The organism is Bryocella elongata (assembly GCF_900108185.1).
In the GTDB taxonomy this organism is placed as follows: domain Bacteria; phylum Acidobacteriota; class Terriglobia; order Terriglobales; family Acidobacteriaceae; genus Granulicella; species Granulicella elongata.
This window is the reverse complement of the sequence record NZ_FNVA01000007.1, coordinates 238,317-257,732: the sequence shown is the minus strand read 5'-3', so window position 1 is coordinate 257,732 and position 19,416 is coordinate 238,317. Positions and strand designations below refer to the sequence as shown.

Genomic DNA, 19,416 nt, shown 5'->3' with positions numbered 1-19,416 from the left:
TGCGTTTCCGCACCCTCCACCAATACGGGGCTTAGTCGACCGAGCCGCTGAGACCGAGGCAGGTGGCCTGTCCGGTAGCCGCGAAGGTCGAACCGCGCGAGAGCGCCTCAAGGCGGCCCGTGGTCGGGTCGAGAAGCTTACCCGTCACCGTGCCGTCGTTGTAGTTCGAGACGTACATGTACTGGTTGGTCGGATCCTCGACCATGCACACCGGACCGGAGCCAACCGTGTAGGGGGCATCCGAGATGGGGGTGAGCTGGCCGTTGGTCGTGTTGACCGTGTACGCCGAGAGGTAGCTGTAAGCCTGGGTGGAGCTGCCGGTCGTGACCTGTGCGTGGTTGAGGACGTACAGGTACTTCGAGGTGGAGTCGAGCAGCGTGTAGACCGGATCGGACGCGCCGGACTCGTTGGCCACGCTGCCGCCAGTGACCGGGGTCAGCGTGCAGCTGGTACCGAGCGAGTACGGGATGATCGTGTTCGCGCTGCTATCGGTCAGGTAGACGTAGGAGCCGCTGCCGTTGATCGAGCTGATAGTCTTCGCACCGGAGACGATGTAGTTGCCGGTGGAGCCGGTGAAGTTCAGCTGACCGTTGGTGCCGAAGGTGTAGGGCGAGATGGAGTTGTCGGCCGAGTTCACGGTGAGCAGGCAGCTTCCCTGGCTCTTCATCATGAAGGGGCTTCCACCAACTTCAAAGAACGGCGTATTGAGGCCATTCCGCAGCACCGTCGAGTTGGTGACCAGGCTCAGACGCCCGGTGGTTCCGTCGATCGAGAACGCGGTGATCGCACCAAGGCCATCGGTGTTGGCGCCGGTGTACAGGTTCGTCGAAGCGACATAGCCGGGGGAGTACTTGTCCAGGACGTACAGGTAGCTGCCGGTGGAGTCCAGCGCCAGCCACTGGGGCACGTAGCCCTGGCTCTGGTAGGTGGCCTGGTAGGTGAGTGAACCATCGCCACCTACGCTGAACACGGCCACACCCGAAGAGGCGCCACGACCGGAAGCACTTCCGCCGGTGCCCTGGTTCAGCACGAAGACGAAGCGACCGCCCGACTTGACGGCAATGGACACGGGGTTCGCGCCCTGCGAGGAGAAGGGCGAATGCGTAACCGCGGTCAGATTTCCGGTGTAGTCATCCACCTTGAAACCTGCGACCTGGTTGTATTGCTGGCCGAGCACCCACAGATAGGCGATCGTACCGCCGCCGCAGCCGGTCATGCCCAGACCCAGAACCAACGACGCGAACAGGGCCACAGCGAGCCGGCCGAACAAACTCAACTTCATGCGTTTCCTTCGTCACCTTCCCATCGCAGCGTGTGCCGGATGGGAGGAAAACTCTCTCGGGGAGGAGATACAAACCTTCCCCTGATTGTAGAAGCTAGAACCTGTTTCTGCCAATTTGGACGCACGAGGCAGCGGTTCGTTTTGCTGCAGTGAGCGGATTCTGGCGGAGACGGACTCCGTAGCGATAGCGAGCCCCACGCACGGCGCAGCCGAAACCGCGGCACAACGTGGGGCTCTGTGAGATCACACCACACAGGCTACCAGACGCGGCAGCCCCCGGATACAGGCATCATTGGCTGCCCGACCTTGCAGCCGAAGGCCTTGCCGAACTCGTCGAAGTTCTGGACGGTGCCGTCGACGCGCCACTTTCCGGAGCTGTGGGGGTCGGTCTTGGCCCGGACGCGCTCGATCTGCTCGGTGCGGTTCTCGCACCAGATCTGCCCAAACGACAGGAAGAAGCGCTGAGACGGGGTGTAGCCATCGATCGACTCGGTGGCCTTCGCGTCCTTTGCCATGACACTGAGCAGCGCCTGGTAGGCGATGCGGATGCCGCCGTTGTCGGCGGTATTCTCGCCCAGGGTGAGGTGGCCGTTGAGGTTCTGGCCGGGAGCGACGTTGAAGCCGTCGTACTCACTGGCGATGCATTCGGTGCGGGCTTTGAACTTGGCGAGATCTTCATCCGTCCACCACTGGCGCACGTTGCCGTGGAGGTCGTACTTGGAGCCCTGGTCGTCGAAGCCATGGGTCATCTCGTGACCGATGACGACGCCGATGCCGCCAAAGTTCACCGCAGCATCCTTGGCGTTGTCGAAGAAGGGCGGCTGCAGGATGCCTGCGGGGAAGTTGATGTCGTTCATCGGCGGGTTGTAGTAGGCGTTGACGGTGGGCGGCGTCATGCCCCATTCGGTCTCGTCGACGGGCTTGCCGTACTTGCTGAGGTCGCGCTTGTATTCGAAGCTGCCGGTGCGCTCGACGTCGCCGAGGAGGTCTGCGCGCTTGACCTCGAGCTTCGAGTAGTCGCGCCAGGTGGCGGGATAGCCGATCTTGTGGCGGATGGCGTCGAGCTTCTTCTCGGCCTCGGCCTTGGTGGCGGGGCTCATCCAGTCGAGCTGCTGGATGTCCTTGCCGAGCGAGACCTCGAGCGCCTTGACGAGCTTCTCCATGTTGTCCTTGGCGGAGGGTGGGAAATTCTCCCTGACCCAGTCCTGGCCGACGGCCTCGCCCATGGACTGATCGACCAGCGTGGTGCAGCGCTTCCAGCGAGGGAGCTGCTCCTTCTGTCCGTTCAGAGTCTGCGCGAAGAACTCGAAGTTGGCATCGACGAAGGGCTGCGAGAGCCACGGCGCCGCGCTGTGCACGGTGTGCCAGCGCATGTAGCTCTTCAGGGCGTCGAGTGGTTCCTTCGCGAGCACATCGTTGACCGCGGTGACGTAGCCGGGCGAGGTGACGTCGATGGTGGGTGCGGAGGCCATGCCCACGCCGGCGAGATGAGCCTTCCAGTCATAGTCCGGGCTCAGCGCCTGGAGCTGGGCGATGGTCATGATGTGGTAACGCTTGGCGGGATCGCGCATCTCGACGCGGCTCATGGAGCCCCTGGCGAGCGCGGTCTCGATGCGCAGGACCGAAGCGGCTTCGGTGGCTGCAACATCCTGCGGGTCACCCATGAGACCGAACATCTTCGTCATGTGGGTGAGGTACTGCTCGCGGATCTTTGCCATGCGGGGTTCGTCGGAGAGGTAGTAGTCGCGATCGGGCAGCGAGAGGCCGCCCTGGCCGGTGGCGAGGATCTGCTTCGAGGCGTCCACCTGGTCTACCGTCACGCCGACGCGGAAGAACTCGGAGCCTCCACCATAGAGCTGGATGAGCTTCACGTTGACGGCGGCAAGATCCTTGCTGCTCTTGAGCGATGCGACGGTGGCGAGCTCGCCCTTCACGGGCTCAAGCCCCCTGGCATCGATGGCTGCGGTGTTCATGCAGGCAACGAAGAAGTCGCCATACTTCTTCTGGAGCGGGGTCTTTGGAGCGTCCGCGGCCTTCTTGAGATCGGCATAGAGCAGGTAGTTGTTGTAGTCGGCAAGTTCGTTGAAGCGGCCCCAGGTGGTGCGGTCAGCAGGGATGGGATGCTGCTTGACCCAGTTGCCGCAAGCGTACTGGTAGAAGTCCGTGCAGGGGTCGGCGGTCTTGTCGATGGCGGTGGCATCAAAGACGAGCGGCTTGACGGGAGCGGCGGTCGGCGCGGTGTCGGACGGGGCGCCAAGAGACTGCGCCAGGCACAGGGGCGCGGAGACGGCGAAGAGAGCGAGCGGAAGAAGAGCGCGCATAAAGCTCCTTGAGGCTGGGTGGGCTTCGCCAAGCATACCGGGAGCGATGCGCGGTGCCAAATGGTGGGATATCAGAGGGCGCTGATCGTGCAGCAGGAGTCTGCCAGAGACTGCGCTGGAGCTGAAGGGCGATGAGGTAACAGGCTCGTGCGGCGGCATACAGCCTAGAAGATCTTCAGGTGAATCGTCAGGTATTTCCTGGGGTCCTTGCGGATGGTCGTCACGAGGTCCGTGCTTGCGGTGAGGAGCTTGTTGACGTTGGTGTAGGCCGCGTCGTCGGTGGCGAACTTGCCCAGCGTGCCCTTGCCCTGATTGACGCCGGTCATGAGCGTGTCGAGCTGGGTGACGGTGTCATCGAGCTTCTTCGCGAAGGCGGGGTCCTTGGTGAGCAGGCCCAGCGTGCCCTTGCCTGCGTCGGCCTCGGCCAGCAGCGAGTTCGCGTGCTTGAGCGTGGAGTTCAGGTTGTCGTAAGCCTCGGAGTCGTTGAGGAGCTTGCCGACGGTACCCTGGCCGGAGTCGATCTTCTTCGTAATGTTGTCGAGGCGGAGCGTGGCGTCGTTGAGGCGGTCATACGCCTGGGGATCGGTGAGCAGCTTGCCGACCGTGCCCTTGCCACTGTTCAGGTTTGTCGAGAGCACGTTGAGCTGATGGATGGTGTCGCGGGTCTCGATGTAGAGCTGGGGATCGGTGATGAGCTTGCCGATGGTGCCCTTGCCTGACTGGATGTCCGAGACGACGCCATCGAGCTTGGCCAGCGTCTGATTCAGGTTCTGGATGGTCTTCTGGCCGGCGTCCATCAGCGAGGCAATCCCAGCGCCGTCGGCGGTGTGCAACTCGGCGCCGTCCTGGATCTCCGGGCCGGTCGCACTCTTGCTGTTGATGTCGAGCACGGTATCGCCGAGGACACCGATGGTGGTGAGGGAGGCAACGGAATCGGTGTGCAGGTCGGCGTGAAACTTGGGGTTGAACTCGATGGTGACCTTGACGGGTGTCAGCTTGCGGGCCGGGTCACCGATGATCTGAACCTTCTTCACCTCACCGATGGTGACGCCTTCCAGCCCAACCGGTGCGCCGACCTTGAGGCCGCCGGAGTTCGACAGGTAGACGTAGGCGCGCATCTTGTGGCTGAAGAGGCTGAACCCCGAGGCACTGGTCATCAGGAAGATCAGGATGCAGAGCAGCGTCGTCGAGACGATGACGATCACGCCGACCTTGAGCTGCGACCATTTGACTTCCTGCTGACTGGGCATAGCCCTCCCTTTCGCGTCGAGGTTGGCGGCGGTCCGGTGGCGCGCTTGCGGCCCCCTTCGACGCGAGTCGCGACGGGAGCGGCACGGCTTGTGCTTGGCTGGAGACAATCGTACCAGCGCGGCACGTTGCGCGGACCCCACGGATGGGGCGAAACCTGCGCGCAAAAACCCTACAAGCGAAACCTACAGACTGGAACATTTGGATGCCGCAACGCTGGAGCGAGATGCGGATGTTGTTTGGGCTCAGTCCTCGGCGACGACAAAGGCCATGGAGAGCTCGCGGGAGTGGGTGAGGGACAGGGAGAATCGCCGGATGCCCTGGCGGGCGGCGATCTCGGCGGCGCGGCCGGTGAGGTGAAGCTCCGGCCGCTGACCGGGACGCCGGCGGACCTCGAACTCCTTCCAGCTGACGCCGCGGCTGATGCCGGTGCCAATGGCCTTGGCTCCAGCTTCCTTGGCGGCGAAGCGGGCGGCGAAGCTCTCCGCAGAGGTTCGTTTTTTCGCCTGGCAATAGGCGATTTCGCCGGGCGTATAGACCCGGTGAAGGAACGAGTCGCCCAAACGCTCGAGGCTGCGTTCAATTCGGGATATCTCAATCAGGTCAGTGCCGAGGCCTACGATCATGGGCCTCAGTGTACCCCGGTCGAGGATGCCCCTCGCCTTTCGTGCGGCTGCTAAGTGTATGGCAATCATGGCATTGGCCGGCAACTGTCCCGATCTGCGACAGCGACCTGCCTACGTGGGACACGTTACGTCCGTTTGGGAGCCATCCTGAGACAGGGTTTGCGGTGCCTTCACACTCGCCGATAACCTGACGCATGATTCCGAGGGTCCATACCGAACCGCACGAACGCCCTGCCGCAGCTGCCGCGAGTGGCCTGTCCGTCGATGTTCGCTGCTTCAGCTACGAAGAGCGCCGCACGGTGCTCCCTGCCCTGCTGGACGCGGTGAGTACTACCGGGGGCTGGATCCTGGACCGCCAGGTGCTGCCGAGCGGCCGGGTGGAGTTCTGGTTCGAGGTGCAGCTGCGCTCCATCATGGAGCTCTATAGCGCCGTGGTGGGCGCCGGAATGGAGTTCACCCGCGCCGGCCACCGGGACCTGACCTCGCTGTGCACGCTGCGCCAAAACACACCGGTTGCAGGCTGCCATCGGCTGATCAGCATCCGCATGGAAGTCAGCTTCCTGGACGAGGACGAGCACAGCCTGCCAATGGTCGCTTCGCGGGCAGCGCTGGCGTAGGCGAGCGTTTCCCTGCCGCGGCTTGCAACCGGTAGAGCCTAGCGGGCGCGAGGCATCGACAAGTTGAGATCCGATGCGGTGAGGCGTTTGGTCGCGGTGATGATCTGCCCGGCGTGGTGATCGACGTGCCCGACGACCTTGTAGATGGCCTGCAGGATGGTGGGGTTGCGCCAGGTGCCGTTGGGCTGCGGGTCGATCACGATCATCAGGCGGGCGGGATCGACAGCGGCGAGAACCTGAGCGGCCTCGACGATGGTGGTGTCGAAGATGCGGCGGGCTTCGGCGGGTGATTCGCTCGGAGCGAGGGAGAACTCCGCATCGCGGGTACGGACGTCGGGATGGCCGGCGATGCCGTGCATGACCCACTGGCGCATGTTTCCAGCGAGATGCAGCAGCAGATTGGTCACCGAGTTGTCGAAGTCGCCTTCGCGGTGCAGCATCTGCTCGTCGTTGAGCTTGTCACAACAGGCGCCGATGACCTTCTGCAGCGCGAGCAGGTGGCTGGAGGAGTAGTCGAGGAAGGCGTGTGCGATGACGTCGTTCGAAGGCATGCGGGTAGTGTACGCAAGTGGATATGCTGGAGGGTATGCCTGTCTCCTTCGAACGAATGCGGAGCTTTGAGAATCGAAGAGTGTTCATGCGCTTCGATGACGACCACGAGGTGATCGCGCGGCTGCTGAGCGCGACCGAGGACATCGAGGGCAACCATCACCTGATCTACGACAACGTGGAGTGGGCCAACGATCCACGGGAGCTGGCGACAGCGAAGGATTCCACCGTCTATGCCGAGGGAGAATCCCTGGTGAGCATCGACGACACGGCGCAACCCAACTGCTGAGGACAGGCCATGCCAGAGCTTCCTGAAGTCGAAACCGTCGCCAATGGCGTACATGCGCGTGTTGCGGGGCAGCGCGTGGTGCGGGTGTGGACCAGCGGCAAGCCGCAGACATTCAAGTCGCCGGAGAGCGAGATCGTCGAGACGCTGACTGGGGCGACGCTGGCGCACATCAGGCGCGTGGGCAAGTCGATCGTGATGGACCTGACCCGACGCGGCAAGGCTGCGGGACAGTTCCTCGTTCACCTGGGAATGACGGGGCGGCTGCTGGTGTCGTCAGCGGAGGTGGCGCTGCCGCCACATACACATGCGGTGCTGTCGCTGGCGGACGGCCGCGAGGTGCGGTTCGTCGATGCGCGGCGGTTTGGGCGGCTGTCGGTCGAGACCGGCGCGGAGGGCTATACCGGGCCGGGCGTGGAGCCGACGACCGTGTCCGCCGAGGAGTTTGCGACGCTGTTCAAGGGGCGTAAGCTCGCGATCAAGGCCGCGCTGCTGAACCAGTCGATCCTGCATGGAGTGGGCAATATCTACGCGGACGAGAGCCTGTTTCGCGCGGGCATCCGGCCGACACGACAGACAGGCAAACTGACTCGCGCGGAGCTGCTGCGACTGCATTCCGCGGTGCAGCAGGTGCTGGCGCATGCGATTCAGTTGGGCGGGTCGTCGGTCTCGGATTACGTGGATGCGGATGGGGTGCGGGGATTCTTTCAGCTGCAGCACAAGGTCTACAGCCGGGGAGGCGAGGCCTGCCACGACTGCGGCGCGACGCTGAAGAAGATCGTTGTGGGCGGGCGGACGACGGTGTATTGCCCGAGGTGCCAGAAGTAAACGGAAGATGCTAGCCGTTAGCTTCCAGCAAGGTTGCTACCGAACCTGGGAGGCGGCCTCGATAGCGGCCTGGCCACGCGGATTGTGGACCCGGGTCGCCTCGAAGTTGGTGAGCTTCCAGGCACCGTTGGCGAGCTTCTGGTAGACGCGCGTGGAGCGGAAGCTGCCATGCGTGGGCTTGGCGTCCATCATGCCGTCGATATTTGCGATGGAGGTGACGATGGCGACGGCGCCGACCAGCTTGACCTTCACATCGGAGACATCGAAGCGGGTGAGAGCGATGGAGCGGCTGCGCATGCGGTCAAGCTGCTGCAGCTTGGTGACGGCCTGCCCGGTACCGGTGATGCCCAGGTAGTCGTCGGAGAGCAGCTTGTCCATGGCAGCGATGTCGTCAGCGAGGATCGCCGAGCGCCACTGTTCGTCCAGGGTGGAGACCTCTTCGCGAGCGAGGCGTTTCCCGTGCTTTTGCGCCAAAAGAGGTTGCGTGACCAGAAGACCGGCCAGCAGGAGAGCAGAGACCCGACGAAGTGGAGACACGCGATACATAAGCGACTCGCGATCTGTCCGCGAAACCCCGAGACCGACTGGTTTGCGGGCCAAATGCGTACTGGATACTAGACCGATCTTCGAAGCAGCGTCAAAACATCTTTTGGTAAAGTCCCTGCTTCACTACCTGTTTTGATGCAGGAACCCTTGTTGGCGTCCGATCCTGATACATGGAGCGCCGAATTCGTCCCTTCACGCATCCTGCGCGCGGACGGTCGACGTGCCAGTGATGGGCCGCACAGGCCCCCCACAGGGTAGACGCTGAGAGTTCCATTCTGGCTTCCCGGCCCAGGTGCCGCTTAAGCGACGGCGATCAAGGTTTCGACGTGGCGCTCGAGCATCTTCTGGTAAAGCCCGCCGACGGCGTACCTGGCGAAGTGTGGGGTGCCACGGTGGGCCTCCACGGCGGCCTCGTCCTTGTACTGCTCGTAGATGACGACGGTGTCCGGCTCGGACTCGACGAAGTGCGGGACGTAACTGACGCAGCCGGGCTCGAGGCGCGAGGCAGCGGTGAGCTGGCGAAGGATCTCTGCGATCTCGGCAACGTCGTCCTGCCGGAACTTCATGCGAACGGTGAATGAAATCATAGGTTTCAAGATACGAGAGTCGGGATGCCCGAGGCGAACGGTTTCCAGATGTGGCTGTGAATCTACGGTGAACGCGTTCTATTGCGAGATGCGGAGTGCCCAAAAAAAAACCCGGGTCCCTTAAGGGACCCGGGGCACCCGGTTTGAGTGGCTTGACTTACCCGAGCAGCTGCTCGAACTCCGGCAGGTTGATGGTCTGCACACGATCGGGGCCGGTGGAGATCATGCCGATCTTCGCTCCGGACTCCTTCTCGATGAAGGCCATGTACTCCCTGGCCTTCTGGGGCAGCTGGTCGTAGTCGGTGATGCCTTCGGTCGATTCCATCCAGCCGGGGAGGGTGGTGTAGATGGGCTCGATCTTGCGGAAGCCGACCATGTCGGCGGGAACCTGGTCGGTCTGCTTGCCGTCGATCTTGTAGCCGACGCAGACCGGGATCTCGGGGCACTCGTCCATGACGTCCATCTTGGTGACCACGAGCCACTCGGTGGAGTTGATCATGTTGGAGTAGCGGAGGAGCGGGATATCGAGCCAGCCGCAGCGGCGGGGACGGCCGGTAACGGCGCCGAACTCGTTGCCGCGGCGGGCGAGCAGCTCGCCCATGACACCGGAATCCTCGGTGGGGAACGGACCTTCGCCGACGCGGGTGACGTAGGCCTTGGTGACGCCGATGACGGTGCCGATCTTCGTGGGGCCGACGCCGGTGCCGGTGACCGCGCCGCCAGCCGTGGAGGACGAGCTGGTGACGAAGGGGTAGGTGCCGTGATCGATGTCGAGCAGAGCGCCCTGGGCGCCCTCGAACATCACGTTCTGGCCCTGGTCCATCGCGTCATTGAGCAGGTAGGCGGTGTCGGTGACGAAGGGGGCCACCTGCTCGGCCATGCGCGCGTAATCCTCGTACATCTGGCGCGGGTCGAGCGGCTCCGTGCCGAAGAGGGCGTGCGCGATGGTGTTCTTCTCGTGGCAGGCATTGTTGATGTGCGTGCGCAGGAGCGACGTGTTCAGCAGATCGATGACGCGGAGGCCGTTGCGGTGGACCTTGTCTTCATACGCCGGGCCGATGCCGCGGCGGGTGGTCCCGATGGGCTGGCGGCCGGGAGCCGTCTCGGCGGCGAGCTCGATCATGCGGTGGTACGGCAGGATGACCTGGGCGCGGGAGCTGACGAAGAGCTGGCCATCGACGGGCAGGCCGGCGTCCTTGAGCTTCTTGACCTCGTTGAGAAAGGCGGCGGGGTCAAACACAACGCCGTTGCCGATGACGCCTTTGCAGCCGGGGCGCAGAACGCCGCACGGGATGAGCTGCAGGACGAACTTCTTGCCGTGGATGATGACGGTGTGGCCCGCGTTGTGGCCGCCGGCATAACGTGCAACGATGTCGAATTTTTCGCTGAGGACATCGACGATCTTGCCCTTGCCCTCATCGCCCCATTGGGCTCCTAGAATGACGGCGGACGGACGGCGGCTTTTCTGCGCGGACTGACTCACGGGATGGTTGTCTCCGAAAAGGGTGGTGCAAGGGGGGAAGTGCGTGCTTCCACTCCGCGAGGGGAGGGCCACGCCCATGAGTCATTATACTTCGGGGACACAGGGAGGGCCGCAGAGATGGATTACGCCTTTGAGTTTCATGACTCCTGGCTAAAGGAGCTGGTGTGTGGTGAAGATGGGCACGGCTATGCCGTGTTTCACGCCTCCGTTTACCGGTCTGAGCGCAGGCTGCTCGATCCTCCCTACGAAAGCGGTTGGCAGAATGTCAGGTTTCAGTTTGAGGGAATGCGGATCGAGGGCCGGGTGGTCGAGCTGGATCAGAACGCCTCCGATGGCGATCTGTGGCTCGATGGCGAGAAGGATTCTCTGGTTCCGAATGCGTCGGGCCTGTTCAGACTCCCGCTCAACTTTCGGGGGAGTGTCCGCATGGAACTCTGCCTGGCGCCGGAGTTCAACATCTTCAGCATCCACGCCACGGCGGTCCGATCGCAGTTCGAAGGCGAGTTCGAGCTGGAGACGATCTGGAACGTCGACGGCACCATGACCGGTATGTGAAGGCACCCTTTGTGGCTGAAAAAGCACGTGGCACGGAACTATGGTCCGACCATCGGGGATTCTGGAAACTCACATCTCTTCGAGATATGGGGCATACCGTTCACCAGAACTTCCACCAGGGTCTCGGGCTAGCGAGCGTCTGCGCTGCGACCGAGGGTATCTCCCGAACGTGCACAAGGACTTCGAAATTTGTATTGTCGTCGCCAGCAGCGTCGTACCGGAAGCCGGTGAGTTCCTGCGCCAGCCTGACCGGAATGTCGAAGAGGAAATCCGTATCGGACTTCTCTCCTCCGGCTCTCTCGAGTTCGGCTGCGCACTCCTGCTTGATCGTGTGGAAGTTGTCTGGAAGGTCGCCCACTGTCTCCAGATTTGCGATTCCCCGTTGCGCATCGTGGATGACAGACCAGACCTGGACGCCGTTGCGCCATGCCTCAGCGGTACTCATCATGACGTGCTCTTCGATGTTGCAGGCGACCACCTCACCCAGGGCTGAGAGTTGTTGCAGAGTCCCGGGGCGGACGAGTTTGTGATCGCCGCGGTTCACGGCGAGGACGAACCATCCCGTCGAGAGGAGCTTACCCGAGACCGCCGATTCGGCCGGAAAGTCGTCGATCTCGCCGTTACGGGCCAGTTTCAGTGTCTCGAGGACGAGATCGGGAGCGACACCTTTGACTGCAAGCCAGGACATTGCAAAGCCCATTGCGAAGACCTCCGAAGCAACGATGGGAACAGCTTATGCGCCGGGAACCAACGATGCTGGCTACGGCTTCTTTTGTGTGTCTTTGAACATCGAGTTTGGCAGCTCGGGCTGGGGTTCGCCGGTGTTGTAGCCGAGTCGCAGGCAGACGAAGACCGGGTGATCGATGCCGGCCGGCAGAGGCGGAAACGAGTGAAGCGAGCGGACGGCCTCCAGCGCGTGCTCATCATCATTGGCGTGGCCCGAGGACACGGTGAGCTCCGGTCCGATGAGACTGCCGTCCGGCCGGACGCCATAGCGCACTGTCGCGATCTTGGCCGTGGCCCAGGCGTTGCGCTGGCCGATGGACATGTTGTGCACCCATTGGCCGTGAATCCGGTTGTTGACATCCTGGAAATAGCTGTCCAGCGCGCCGCGAAGGTTCACCAGTACCGGCTGATTGAAGCCTGCGAACTCTCCAACGGCAGGAGCGTGGCAGAACTCTGCAGCAGTTGACTTTGCCGGAACGGGTATGTCCTGGCCGGGCGGCACGTAGCTGGGCTTGGGCAGGGCGAAGCTGGGTTTGGCAGGCGTCGGAGCGGAGGGAGCCGCAGGGAGCGGGGCGTCGGGAACACCGGGGGACTGGCCTTGGGCGCGGGCGGGAACGGGGTTGAAGGCGAGGGAAAGGACAAGGGCGAGGCCCGGCATCAGCATGCGGAGAGATTCGGAGGCCATGGAAGTGGGTACAGGGTAAACGATGAAGGTTTCGCGTGGCGTTACGTTGTCCTATTCGGCCGGAGCTGAAGAGGCTTCGCATCGTCCTCTGACATCCTGCAAACCCACATCTCTTCCGGATTTGGAGATATGGGACACCGGGACTCGAGGCAGTGCCGTCGTCGATGGGAAGATCGACGGGAAGCAGGACGACCGCGTTTGGGAGGCGAGCAGCCGCCCGCGATACACTAGGCCTCGTGCCGATTATCTCTGCGCAGCACCTTGGAAAGACCTACCGTTCGGGCAAGCTGGAAGTTCCGGCTCTTCGCGATGTGACCTTCGATGTGGAGGCGGGCGAGTTTGTGTCGATCGTCGGACCTTCGGGGTCGGGCAAGTCGACGCTGTTCTACATCCTGGGCGGGCTTACGTCGCCGACCTCGGGATCGCTGCTCATCAAGGGGCAGGACTTCTCGCGGCTGTCGGACGGCGAGCGAACGAAGCTGCGCCGGGCACACATCGGGTTCGTCTTCCAGCGGTTCAACCTGCTGCCGACGATCTCGGCGCGGGCCAACATCGAGCTGGCGCATGACATCGCCGAGACCGGCCGCCCGTTCGACGAGGCGCTGCTGAGCAAGCTCTCGGAGATGCTGGGCATCGACGGGCGCCTGCAGCACCGACCCAACGAGCTTTCCGGCGGCGAGCAGCAGCGTGTTGCGATTGCACGTGCGCTGATCACGCGGCCGGCGATCGTGCTGGCCGACGAGCCGACGGGCAATCTCGATACCCGGAACTCCGATGCGGTGCTCTCGATGTTGCGGGAGTCCAGCCGCGAGCTGAACCAGACCGTGCTGATGATCACGCACAACCCCGAAGCCGCGCAGATCGCGGACCGGATTCTGCATATTCGCGACGGGCGGGTGCTGCGGATCGAGCAGGGGATGGGGCGGCTGCCGGAGACGATGCTGCTCTAGAACCAGGATTTTAGGGGCCGGTAATGCAGGCGCGAAACGGCAGCGCGACCTGCGTTGTAACGGTTATCGGGTAACCTCGGTCCTCGTAAGGTCTGTAGGTCCACTGACTCACCGCTTGTCGTGCTGGGGTTCGAAAAACATCAGGCCCAGACAGCGGCTTGGCAGTTTTTACCCTTCCCTTCGCATCAATGGCGACCTGCAGTACCACCGTGCCCGTCATGGAAGCGGGCTCTGTCGTGCAGCGGAGCCTCTCTGGAAGTATTGGGTCCGTGCGGTGAACGAGCCTCGATTCCATTACCTCGGGGGCGACGATCGGCCAGTCCCTCGGGGTCGCATTCTGCACCACCAGGTGGGCGGGGCCTCCCGGGTAGCTGAGTGCGAAGCCCGTCTCTACCCGAGTCGGCTCTCCGTTCAATAGATAAGGGCGGAACCGCCATTGCCGAACCGCCGCCAGGACCGCATCCCTCAGCGCCTGTGGCCCCCAAATCACGCAGGCCCCCTCGACGTGACCGTTCGCGGATATCTCTAGGCGCACCGCTACGGACTGAGCTGCGAGAGGCAGACTCTCTTGCGGGTAGGAGGGTTCCACCCTTGAGAGGGAGTTCCGAAGCACGATCGTCCCCGATATAGGAAGGTCTTGCGGAACATTCGGTGTGACGAATGACGCGGGAACGCTATGAAGAACACAATCAACTCCGGGGGGCGCGGGCGCAGGGCCGCCATTCATCGCGACGCTGATCGTCACGAGCGTCTCCGCCTCAACGGGCTGGCCGTTGACCTGAATGGGCGAGTAGGTCCAATGGCGGATGGCTTCGGTGTAGCTGGGTATGAGGAGCGAGGGGCCGGAGAGCGGCGTGACCTCCTTCACGTGGCCGTCCTTGCCGATGATGACGTGGAAGACGACGGTGCCGTTGATATGCTTCCTTCGAGCCGTCTCCGGGAAGACCGGTTGCACCTTCGTCACGATCCGCCCGGCCATCGCGCCACTGGGGACATGAAGCAGGGTCGGCTGGTCTGGCTGCGAAGGTGCGGGCAGTCGCTCATCGCCGTTTATGCGGAAGTTCATCGTTACGGTGATGTCCATCGCAACCGGCTCGCTGCCGAAGCGGTAAGGGACATATCGCCATTGGCGCACCGCCTCCTCGGAGGCAGGAATCAAAATCGGAGGTCCTGAGACAGGCTTCTCGTCTTTCACCTTGCCGTCCTCGCCGACCGAGACGCGGAGTTTCACCGTTCCAGTTATGTGTTTGGCACGCGCTTCTTCGGGATAGATCGGGTTGACCTTCGTAAGAAGCATTCCTGCCATGGGGCCAGATGCCAGATGCGGCCCAAGGGTTCCGGTCTGGGCGGGCGAGGTCTGCGCCTTAGAGCAGAGGGCCACACAGGGGGCGAGCAGAAGGGATGCGGCGAGACGGCTCAACGTGCGCATGGGGTCTCCGGGTTGTGTGCTCCAGCGTACCTCAGGGGCTGAAGCCCCTCTTGATCGAACGATGTGGCCCGACTGAAGCAGCGCCCTGCAGGTCGTGCTGGATCTTACTGAGGCGTGCCGACGTTGTAGCGGATGACCACGGTGGATTCGACCCAGGTGGGTTCGCCGTTGAGCAGGTAGGGCTGGTAGCGCCACTGCATCACGGCGTCCTCGCAGGCGGCGTGGAGCGCGAGCGGGCCGGAGGTTGCGGTGGCGGCGGCGACGTAGCCGTGGGGATCGACCAGGACCTGCAGCACCACAGTGCCGGAGACGGCTCCGGTGATGCGTTGCGGGATGACCTTATGCTCGTTCAGCCCGGCGAGGACGCCGCCGGAGATGCGGATCGTCGAGGGGACGTAGAGCACCTGCGCCGGCGAGCTGCCCTGGGCAGGCTGGAAGAGCAGCGGAATCGTCGTGACGATCGGTGTCGCTTTGCCGGCATGGATATAGGGGCGGAAGGTCCAGGTCTGGACGGCGGAGGAGGCGTTGGAGGTGAGGTCAGCGGGCCCGTCGACGCCGAGGATGTTGGAGACAGTTCCCTTCTCGTCGACCTCGATGAGCACCTTGACGAGCGCGCCGGAGGTGAGTTTGGCTGTCGGTGGGAAGATGGGCGAAGGGTGGCTTACGGCGAGCCTGCCAGCGGCGAGGGGCGTGACGCGCTGGATGTCGGAGCCGATGCCATCGATGAGCTTGCCGCCAAAGAGGACCTGATTGGGGCCGGACTGCTGGGCAGGGGCGGGCGAGGCCGCGAGGAGCAGGATGGCAGAGGTCAGGGCCGCCATGATGAGCTTCACGCGCGCCCCTGCTGGCCGGTCTCGTTTGTGCTGGGTCACGTACGCTCCTTCACGATCGTTTGGCGCAAATCTTTTGCCCCTGTCTTTACCGCAAGCATGCATGCCCCTGAAGAGAGGCCGCAGGCGGCTCAGGCGGAGTGTAGCGCAGCGCGAGCTTGCGCTGGATAGCTCGAGCGGGGGAGGCGGCGGAGTATGCTGGCCTGAAATCGGCACACTTGCAACGGAGCCCCACGCTATGCCGCGAAGGAACGCCCGAGGAACGGGAACGTCGAGGTCGCGATGGCGGCTGGCGGCTGTGGCGCTGCTGTTCGTGGGATTTGCAGGGCGCGGCGGGACGCAGGAGATGCGACCTCCCGGATACTACCTTCCCCCGCCTGCGGCTAGGAGCCCGGCGGGCGGGCATGTGGCCCCGGGCGGCCTGCTCGACCTGAATACGGCAACGTTTGAGCAGCTGAAAGCTCTGCCGGGAATGGGCGCCGAGTATGCCCGCCGGATCATCGCCGGAAGGCCGTATCACGCGAAGAACTCGCTGGTGCGCCGGGGAATTCTGCCGACGGCGGCCTACGAGCGGATCCGGGACCGCATCGTGGCGCACCGGGCGACGGCTACCCAGGGCGCTGGTCCAGCGTCGCAGCGATGAGGCGGCCGCCATGCCTGTGTTTGCGTCGGTATGGCACTTTTCCATCGAAAGATACAGGGTTTCAGGGATTTGCTGGCCTTTCGATAGGGGATCGCTGCAGTAGTGTGAAACCAGCAGCAAACAAGAGCTAGCCCTGCAAGTTGATGCCTTCAATGAAGGCTCCTTGCAGGGCTGATTTTTTGCCGCGCGGGGGCGCGAAGGGTCACCGTGACGCGCCGGGGGCGGGGGTGATTGCCTCGGCACTCCCCCGCGAGTGCCATTTTGCCCTCCACACAGGGTCGGGTAGCGTTACATTGGAGCCAGCCCGTCCAATGCACGAACCGGGGCCAGTGACCCTTATGCGCCGCCAGAGTACCCGCCAACTTGCCTCTCCGCAGCAACTCCTGCGCCTCGGCGCGGGGCTGGCTGTCATGCTGACGCTGTCCGGTTGCCAGGTCGTGGACGTTGGTTTCGGCAACTATGCGCAGGTGCGGTTCATCCAGGCCTCGCAGAACGCACCGGGCATCGACTTCTACGCCAATTCGGCGGCGCTGGCCTACAACGTGGGGTTTGACCAGGGCACATCGTACGTTCCGGTGAATCCTGCGGCCTACACCGTGACGGCAGATACCGCGGGCAGCAAGACGGCGCTGGCGACGGCGAGCCAGGGCATGGGAGCAGGCAAGCAGTACACGGTGATTCTCGGCGGCAGCCTGGCAACGCTGCAGGAGACGATCCTGACGGACCAGACGACGGCAGCGCCCAGCGGCAACATCTCGGTACGCGTGATCGACGAAGCGACCAAGGTGAGCGGCGTGGATGTGTACCTGGTGTCGTCGACGGGCAAGCTGGCCAGCACGGCGTTGATCTCGAACTACACCGCGATGACCTTTGGCACGAACTCGGGCTACGTGAACCTGCCTTCGGGAACGTACTCCATCGTGGTGGTACCGACGGGTACCGTGCCGACGTCCACGACGACGACCTACCTGACGGGACCGGAGCTGGGCTACAACGGCGGTTCGGTGCGGACGGTGGTGGTGATGGATGCCCCGAATGGAACGAGCAGCCCCGGCGTGTCGGCGTATGTGGCTGTGGACTACGACTCGCCCGGTTCATAGCGAATAGCTGCAAGCGAATAGCGAATAGACAGGTTCGATTCGATGGGATCGAAGTGCTCTTGGGCGTTGCGCGCGGACACGGTCGACGCCGAAATGTTGCTTGAAACCTCGAAAATATAGTCCCGTCCTAAGGCGCAACTCGCAGCGTTGAGAGTGTGTCCTTCTATCCGTACGCGCTGGCAGCATGAACCCAACCAGTGCGCGAGATTGAGAGAGGACACCGGCCATGAACATCAAGACGATCTTCCTTGCAGCATCGCTCGTCGCGTTCCCTGCGACCAGCGTTTTCGCGCAGACCACCTATGGCGAGCGACACCACATTGCAGCACGCAAGGGGTATCAGCAGTCCCGCATCGCGCAGGGCGATCGCAGCGGCCAGCTGACACCGCATGAGACGGCTCACCTGGAGCGTCAGGAGCGTGGCATCAACCGCGAAGAGCGCGGCATGCGTGCCCAGGACAATGGCCACCTGACGGCGCAGGATCGTCACACGCTGGCACGCCAGCAGAATGTGGAGTCGGCAAGAATCTATCGCGATAAGCACAATGCGGCGACCGATCCGGGAGTGCCGCCGCGGTAAGGCAGTGAGTAGTGAGTAGTGGACGAGAAAGGCCGCCAATTGCTTGGCGGCCTTTCCAGTTTCCTGAGATCTACTCTCTACTCACTGACCTCTACTCACTTAGTAGCGATAGTGGTCGGGCTTGTAGGGGCCTTCGACCGAGACGCCGAGATAGTCAGCCTGCTTCTTCGAGAGCGTCGTGAGCTTCACGCCGATCTTCTCGAGGTGGAGGCGAGCGACCTCTTCATCGAGCTTCTTGGAGAGCGTGTAGACGCCGACCTTGTAGGTGTCCTTGTTGGCCCAGAGATCGAGCTGCGCGAGCGTCTGGTTGGAGAAGCTGTTGGACATCACAAAGCTCGGATGGCCGGTGGCGCAGCCGAGGTTCACGAGACGTCCCTCGGCGAGGATGAAGATCGACGGTCCATTCGGGAAGGTGTACTGATCGACCTGTGGCTTGATGTTGAGGCGGACGGCGTCAGAGGCTTCGAGCTCGGCCATCTGGATCTCGTTGTCGAAGTGGCCGATGTTGCAGACGATGGCCTGGTCCTTCATCAGACGCATGTGCTCGAGCGTGATGATGTCGACGTTGCCGGTGGTCGTGACGTAGATGTCGCCGATGCCGAGGGTGTCCTCGATCGTGGTGACTTCGTAGCCTTCCATCGCGGCCTGGAGGGCGTTGATGGGATCGATCTCCGTGACGATGACGCGGGCGCCGAGGCCACGCAGAGACTTCGCCGAGCCCTTGCCTACGTCGCCATAGCCGCAGACGACGGCGACCTTGCCAGCGATCATGACGTCGGTGGCGCGCTTGATGCCATCGACGAGGGACTCACGGCAGCCGTAGAGGTTGTCGAACTTCGACTTGGTGACGGAGTCGTTGACGTTGATGGCGGGCACCAGCAGCAGACCCTGCTCCATCATCTTGTAGAGGCGGTGAACGCCGGTGGTGGTCTCTTCGGAGACGCCACGCCACTCCTTGGCGACGTTGTGCCAGCGCTGCGGATCTTCCGCATGCACCTTCTTGAGGAGGGCCTTGATGATGGCCTCTTCGCCGGAGTGCGCTTCAGAGTCGACCCACTCACGCTGCCCGGCTTCGAGCTCGTAGCCCTTGTGGATGAGCAGGGTGACGTCGCCGCCATCATCAACGACGAGCTGCGGCCCGAGGCCACCTTCGTGACGGAGCGCCTGGTCTGTGCACCACCAGTACTCTTCCAGGGTCTCGCCCTTCCAGGCGAAGACGGGAACGCCAGAGGCAGCGATGGCTGCGGCGGCGTGATCCTGGGTGGAGAAGATGTTGCAGGAGGCCCAGCGCACGGTGGCGCCGAGGGCGACGAGCGTCTCGATGAGCACACCGGTCTGGATCGTCATGTGCAGCGAGCCCGTGATGCGAACGCCCTTGAGAGGCTGCAGCGGGGCGTACTTGGCGCGAATCGCCATGAGGCCGGGCATCTCCGCCTCGGCAATCGTCAGTTCCTTGCGGCCCCACTCCGCGAGCGAGATGTCCGCGACCTTGTAGTCCAGCTGCTGCAAAACACCAGTCGTCATTGTGTCTCCAATCAAGGTTGA

Annotated in this window: 21 protein-coding genes; 8 read left to right on the top strand and 13 right to left on the bottom strand. The window is 63.2% G+C overall.

Annotated elements, in window-relative coordinates:
* Window positions 1-31: 31 nt before the first annotated feature.
* The 4 genes from C4S68_RS19170 to acpS form a co-directional block, all read right to left on the bottom strand.
* Window positions 32-1,282, bottom strand: a complete 1,251-nt coding sequence (locus C4S68_RS19170; protein WP_103934717.1) for a lactonase family protein — start codon at window positions 1,280-1,282, stop codon at window positions 32-34.
* A gap of 257 nt (window positions 1,283-1,539) precedes the next feature.
* A complete protein-coding gene (locus C4S68_RS19165; protein ID WP_103934716.1) occupies window positions 1,540-3,603 on the bottom strand; it encodes a M13 family metallopeptidase in 2,064 nt (687 codons plus the stop codon).
* 164 nt (window positions 3,604-3,767) lie between these two features.
* Complete coding sequence (locus tag C4S68_RS19160; RefSeq protein WP_103934715.1) at window positions 3,768-4,853, bottom strand: MlaD family protein; 1,086 nt, start codon at window positions 4,851-4,853, stop codon at window positions 3,768-3,770.
* A 243-nt stretch (window positions 4,854-5,096) separates the two neighbouring features.
* Window positions 5,097-5,477 carry a holo-ACP synthase gene (acpS, locus tag C4S68_RS19155; RefSeq protein ID WP_103934842.1) on the bottom strand — a complete coding sequence of 127 codons (381 nt, stop codon included), beginning with the start codon at window positions 5,475-5,477 and terminating at the stop codon, window positions 5,097-5,099.
* Between the two features lie 194 nt (window positions 5,478-5,671).
* Between acpS and C4S68_RS19150 the strand changes: the two genes are divergently transcribed.
* Window positions 5,672-6,094: a hypothetical protein gene (locus tag C4S68_RS19150; RefSeq protein ID WP_103934714.1), complete on the top strand. Its 423-nt coding sequence runs from the start codon at window positions 5,672-5,674 to the stop codon at window positions 6,092-6,094.
* 38 nt (window positions 6,095-6,132) lie between these two features.
* On the opposite strand, the gene C4S68_RS19145 is transcribed toward C4S68_RS19150, so the two are convergent.
* On the bottom strand, window positions 6,133-6,645 hold the full coding sequence (locus tag C4S68_RS19145; RefSeq protein ID WP_103934713.1) for a DinB family protein: 513 nt from the start codon (window positions 6,643-6,645) through the stop codon (window positions 6,133-6,135).
* Window positions 6,646-6,731: 86 nt separating this feature from the next.
* Here C4S68_RS19145 and C4S68_RS19140 point away from each other — a divergent pair, with 86 nt between their 5' ends.
* On the top strand, window positions 6,732-6,932 hold the full coding sequence (locus tag C4S68_RS19140) for a hypothetical protein (protein ID WP_146072231.1): 201 nt from the start codon (window positions 6,732-6,734) through the stop codon (window positions 6,930-6,932).
* 9 nt (window positions 6,933-6,941) lie between these two features.
* Complete coding sequence (mutM, locus tag C4S68_RS19135; RefSeq protein WP_103934711.1) at window positions 6,942-7,757, top strand: bifunctional DNA-formamidopyrimidine glycosylase/DNA-(apurinic or apyrimidinic site) lyase; 816 nt, start codon at window positions 6,942-6,944, stop codon at window positions 7,755-7,757.
* 36 nt (window positions 7,758-7,793) lie between these two features.
* Here mutM and C4S68_RS19130 read toward each other — a convergent pair whose 3' ends face one another.
* From C4S68_RS19130 to C4S68_RS19120, 3 genes are all read right to left on the bottom strand, one after another.
* Window positions 7,794-8,231, bottom strand: a complete 438-nt coding sequence (locus C4S68_RS19130; protein ID WP_160115244.1) for a nuclear transport factor 2 family protein — start codon at window positions 8,229-8,231, stop codon at window positions 7,794-7,796.
* 371 nt (window positions 8,232-8,602) lie between these two features.
* Window positions 8,603-8,890, bottom strand: coding sequence for a putative quinol monooxygenase (locus C4S68_RS19125; RefSeq protein WP_103934709.1), 288 nt, complete (start codon window positions 8,888-8,890; stop codon window positions 8,603-8,605).
* Between the two features lie 157 nt (window positions 8,891-9,047).
* Window positions 9,048-10,373, bottom strand: a complete 1,326-nt coding sequence (locus C4S68_RS19120) for an adenylosuccinate synthase (protein ID WP_235011717.1) — start codon at window positions 10,371-10,373, stop codon at window positions 9,048-9,050.
* 117 nt (window positions 10,374-10,490) lie between these two features.
* Here C4S68_RS19120 and C4S68_RS19115 point away from each other — a divergent pair, with 117 nt between their 5' ends.
* A complete protein-coding gene (locus C4S68_RS19115; protein ID WP_103934707.1) occupies window positions 10,491-10,928 on the top strand; it encodes a hypothetical protein in 438 nt (145 codons plus the stop codon).
* A gap of 100 nt (window positions 10,929-11,028) precedes the next feature.
* Here the strand turns inward: C4S68_RS19115 and C4S68_RS19110 are convergent, their stop codons facing one another.
* Together C4S68_RS19110 and C4S68_RS19105 are read right to left on the bottom strand one after the other, a co-directional pair.
* Entirely contained in the window at window positions 11,029-11,628 is a 600-nt protein-coding gene (locus C4S68_RS19110; protein ID WP_103934706.1) for a hypothetical protein, read from the bottom strand.
* 60 nt (window positions 11,629-11,688) lie between these two features.
* The gene (locus C4S68_RS19105) at window positions 11,689-12,339 is read right to left on the bottom strand and encodes an energy transducer TonB family protein (protein ID WP_103934705.1); all 651 of its coding nucleotides are present in this window, start codon (window positions 12,337-12,339) and stop codon (window positions 11,689-11,691) included.
* A 236-nt stretch (window positions 12,340-12,575) separates the two neighbouring features.
* Here C4S68_RS19105 and C4S68_RS19100 point away from each other — a divergent pair, with 236 nt between their 5' ends.
* Window positions 12,576-13,289: an ABC transporter ATP-binding protein gene (locus tag C4S68_RS19100; RefSeq protein ID WP_235011716.1), complete on the top strand. Its 714-nt coding sequence runs from the start codon at window positions 12,576-12,578 to the stop codon at window positions 13,287-13,289.
* 10 nt (window positions 13,290-13,299) lie between these two features.
* Here the strand turns inward: C4S68_RS19100 and C4S68_RS19095 are convergent, their stop codons facing one another.
* Both C4S68_RS19095 and C4S68_RS19090 read right to left on the bottom strand, forming a co-directional pair.
* Window positions 13,300-14,718 carry a TonB family protein gene (locus C4S68_RS19095; RefSeq protein ID WP_103934703.1) on the bottom strand — a complete coding sequence of 473 codons (1,419 nt, stop codon included), beginning with the start codon at window positions 14,716-14,718 and terminating at the stop codon, window positions 13,300-13,302.
* Window positions 14,719-14,822: 104 nt separating this feature from the next.
* The gene (locus tag C4S68_RS19090) at window positions 14,823-15,590 is read right to left on the bottom strand and encodes an energy transducer TonB (protein WP_160115243.1); all 768 of its coding nucleotides are present in this window, start codon (window positions 15,588-15,590) and stop codon (window positions 14,823-14,825) included.
* A gap of 196 nt (window positions 15,591-15,786) precedes the next feature.
* Here C4S68_RS19090 and C4S68_RS19085 point away from each other — a divergent pair, with 196 nt between their 5' ends.
* The 3 genes from C4S68_RS19085 to C4S68_RS19075 all read left to right on the top strand — a co-directional run bounded on the left by C4S68_RS19085 (window position 15,787) and on the right by C4S68_RS19075 (window position 17,871).
* Window positions 15,787-16,191 (top strand): ComEA family DNA-binding protein, encoded by a 405-nt coding sequence (locus tag C4S68_RS19085; RefSeq protein ID WP_235011715.1) that lies wholly within the window; start codon window positions 15,787-15,789, stop codon window positions 16,189-16,191.
* Window positions 16,192-16,529: 338 nt separating this feature from the next.
* Entirely contained in the window at window positions 16,530-17,291 is a 762-nt protein-coding gene (locus C4S68_RS19080) for a DUF4397 domain-containing protein (RefSeq protein ID WP_160115242.1), read from the top strand.
* A gap of 226 nt (window positions 17,292-17,517) precedes the next feature.
* Window positions 17,518-17,871, top strand: a complete 354-nt coding sequence (locus tag C4S68_RS19075) for a hypothetical protein (protein WP_103934700.1) — start codon at window positions 17,518-17,520, stop codon at window positions 17,869-17,871.
* A gap of 99 nt (window positions 17,872-17,970) precedes the next feature.
* Here C4S68_RS19075 and ahcY read toward each other — a convergent pair whose 3' ends face one another.
* On the bottom strand, window positions 17,971-19,395 hold the full coding sequence (ahcY, locus tag C4S68_RS19070; protein ID WP_103934699.1) for an adenosylhomocysteinase: 1,425 nt from the start codon (window positions 19,393-19,395) through the stop codon (window positions 17,971-17,973).
* Window positions 19,396-19,416 lie beyond the last annotated feature (21 nt).

Bases quoted from the DNA above. Each gene is read 5' to 3' on its own strand.
- C4S68_RS19170 (WP_103934717.1), bottom strand. From the start codon at position 1,282: ATGAAGTTGAGTTTGTTCGGCCGGCTCGCTGTGGCCCTGTTCGCGTCG.
- C4S68_RS19165 (WP_103934716.1), bottom strand. From the start codon at position 3,603: ATGCGCGCTCTTCTTCCGCTCGCTCTCTTCGCCGTCTCCGCGCCCCTG.
- C4S68_RS19160 (WP_103934715.1), bottom strand. From the start codon at position 4,853: ATGCCCAGTCAGCAGGAAGTCAAATGGTCGCAGCTCAAGGTCGGCGTG.
- acpS (WP_103934842.1), bottom strand. From the start codon at position 5,477: ATGATCGTAGGCCTCGGCACTGACCTGATTGAGATATCCCGAATTGAA.
- C4S68_RS19150 (WP_103934714.1), top strand. From the start codon at position 5,672: ATGATTCCGAGGGTCCATACCGAACCGCACGAACGCCCTGCCGCAGCT.
- C4S68_RS19145 (WP_103934713.1), bottom strand. From the start codon at position 6,645: ATGCCTTCGAACGACGTCATCGCACACGCCTTCCTCGACTACTCCTCC.
- C4S68_RS19140 (WP_146072231.1), top strand. From the start codon at position 6,732: ATGCGCTTCGATGACGACCACGAGGTGATCGCGCGGCTGCTGAGCGCG.
- mutM (WP_103934711.1), top strand. From the start codon at position 6,942: ATGCCAGAGCTTCCTGAAGTCGAAACCGTCGCCAATGGCGTACATGCG.
- C4S68_RS19125 (WP_103934709.1), bottom strand. From the start codon at position 8,890: ATGATTTCATTCACCGTTCGCATGAAGTTCCGGCAGGACGACGTTGCC.
- C4S68_RS19115 (WP_103934707.1), top strand. From the start codon at position 10,491: ATGGATTACGCCTTTGAGTTTCATGACTCCTGGCTAAAGGAGCTGGTG.
- C4S68_RS19110 (WP_103934706.1), bottom strand. From the start codon at position 11,628: ATGGGCTTTGCAATGTCCTGGCTTGCAGTCAAAGGTGTCGCTCCCGAT.
- C4S68_RS19105 (WP_103934705.1), bottom strand. From the start codon at position 12,339: ATGGCCTCCGAATCTCTCCGCATGCTGATGCCGGGCCTCGCCCTTGTC.
- C4S68_RS19095 (WP_103934703.1), bottom strand. From the start codon at position 14,718: ATGCGCACGTTGAGCCGTCTCGCCGCATCCCTTCTGCTCGCCCCCTGT.
- C4S68_RS19085 (WP_235011715.1), top strand. From the start codon at position 15,787: ATGCCGCGAAGGAACGCCCGAGGAACGGGAACGTCGAGGTCGCGATGG.
- C4S68_RS19080 (WP_160115242.1), top strand. From the start codon at position 16,530: ATGCGCCGCCAGAGTACCCGCCAACTTGCCTCTCCGCAGCAACTCCTG.
- C4S68_RS19075 (WP_103934700.1), top strand. From the start codon at position 17,518: ATGAACATCAAGACGATCTTCCTTGCAGCATCGCTCGTCGCGTTCCCT.
- ahcY (WP_103934699.1), bottom strand. From the start codon at position 19,395: ATGACGACTGGTGTTTTGCAGCAGCTGGACTACAAGGTCGCGGACATC.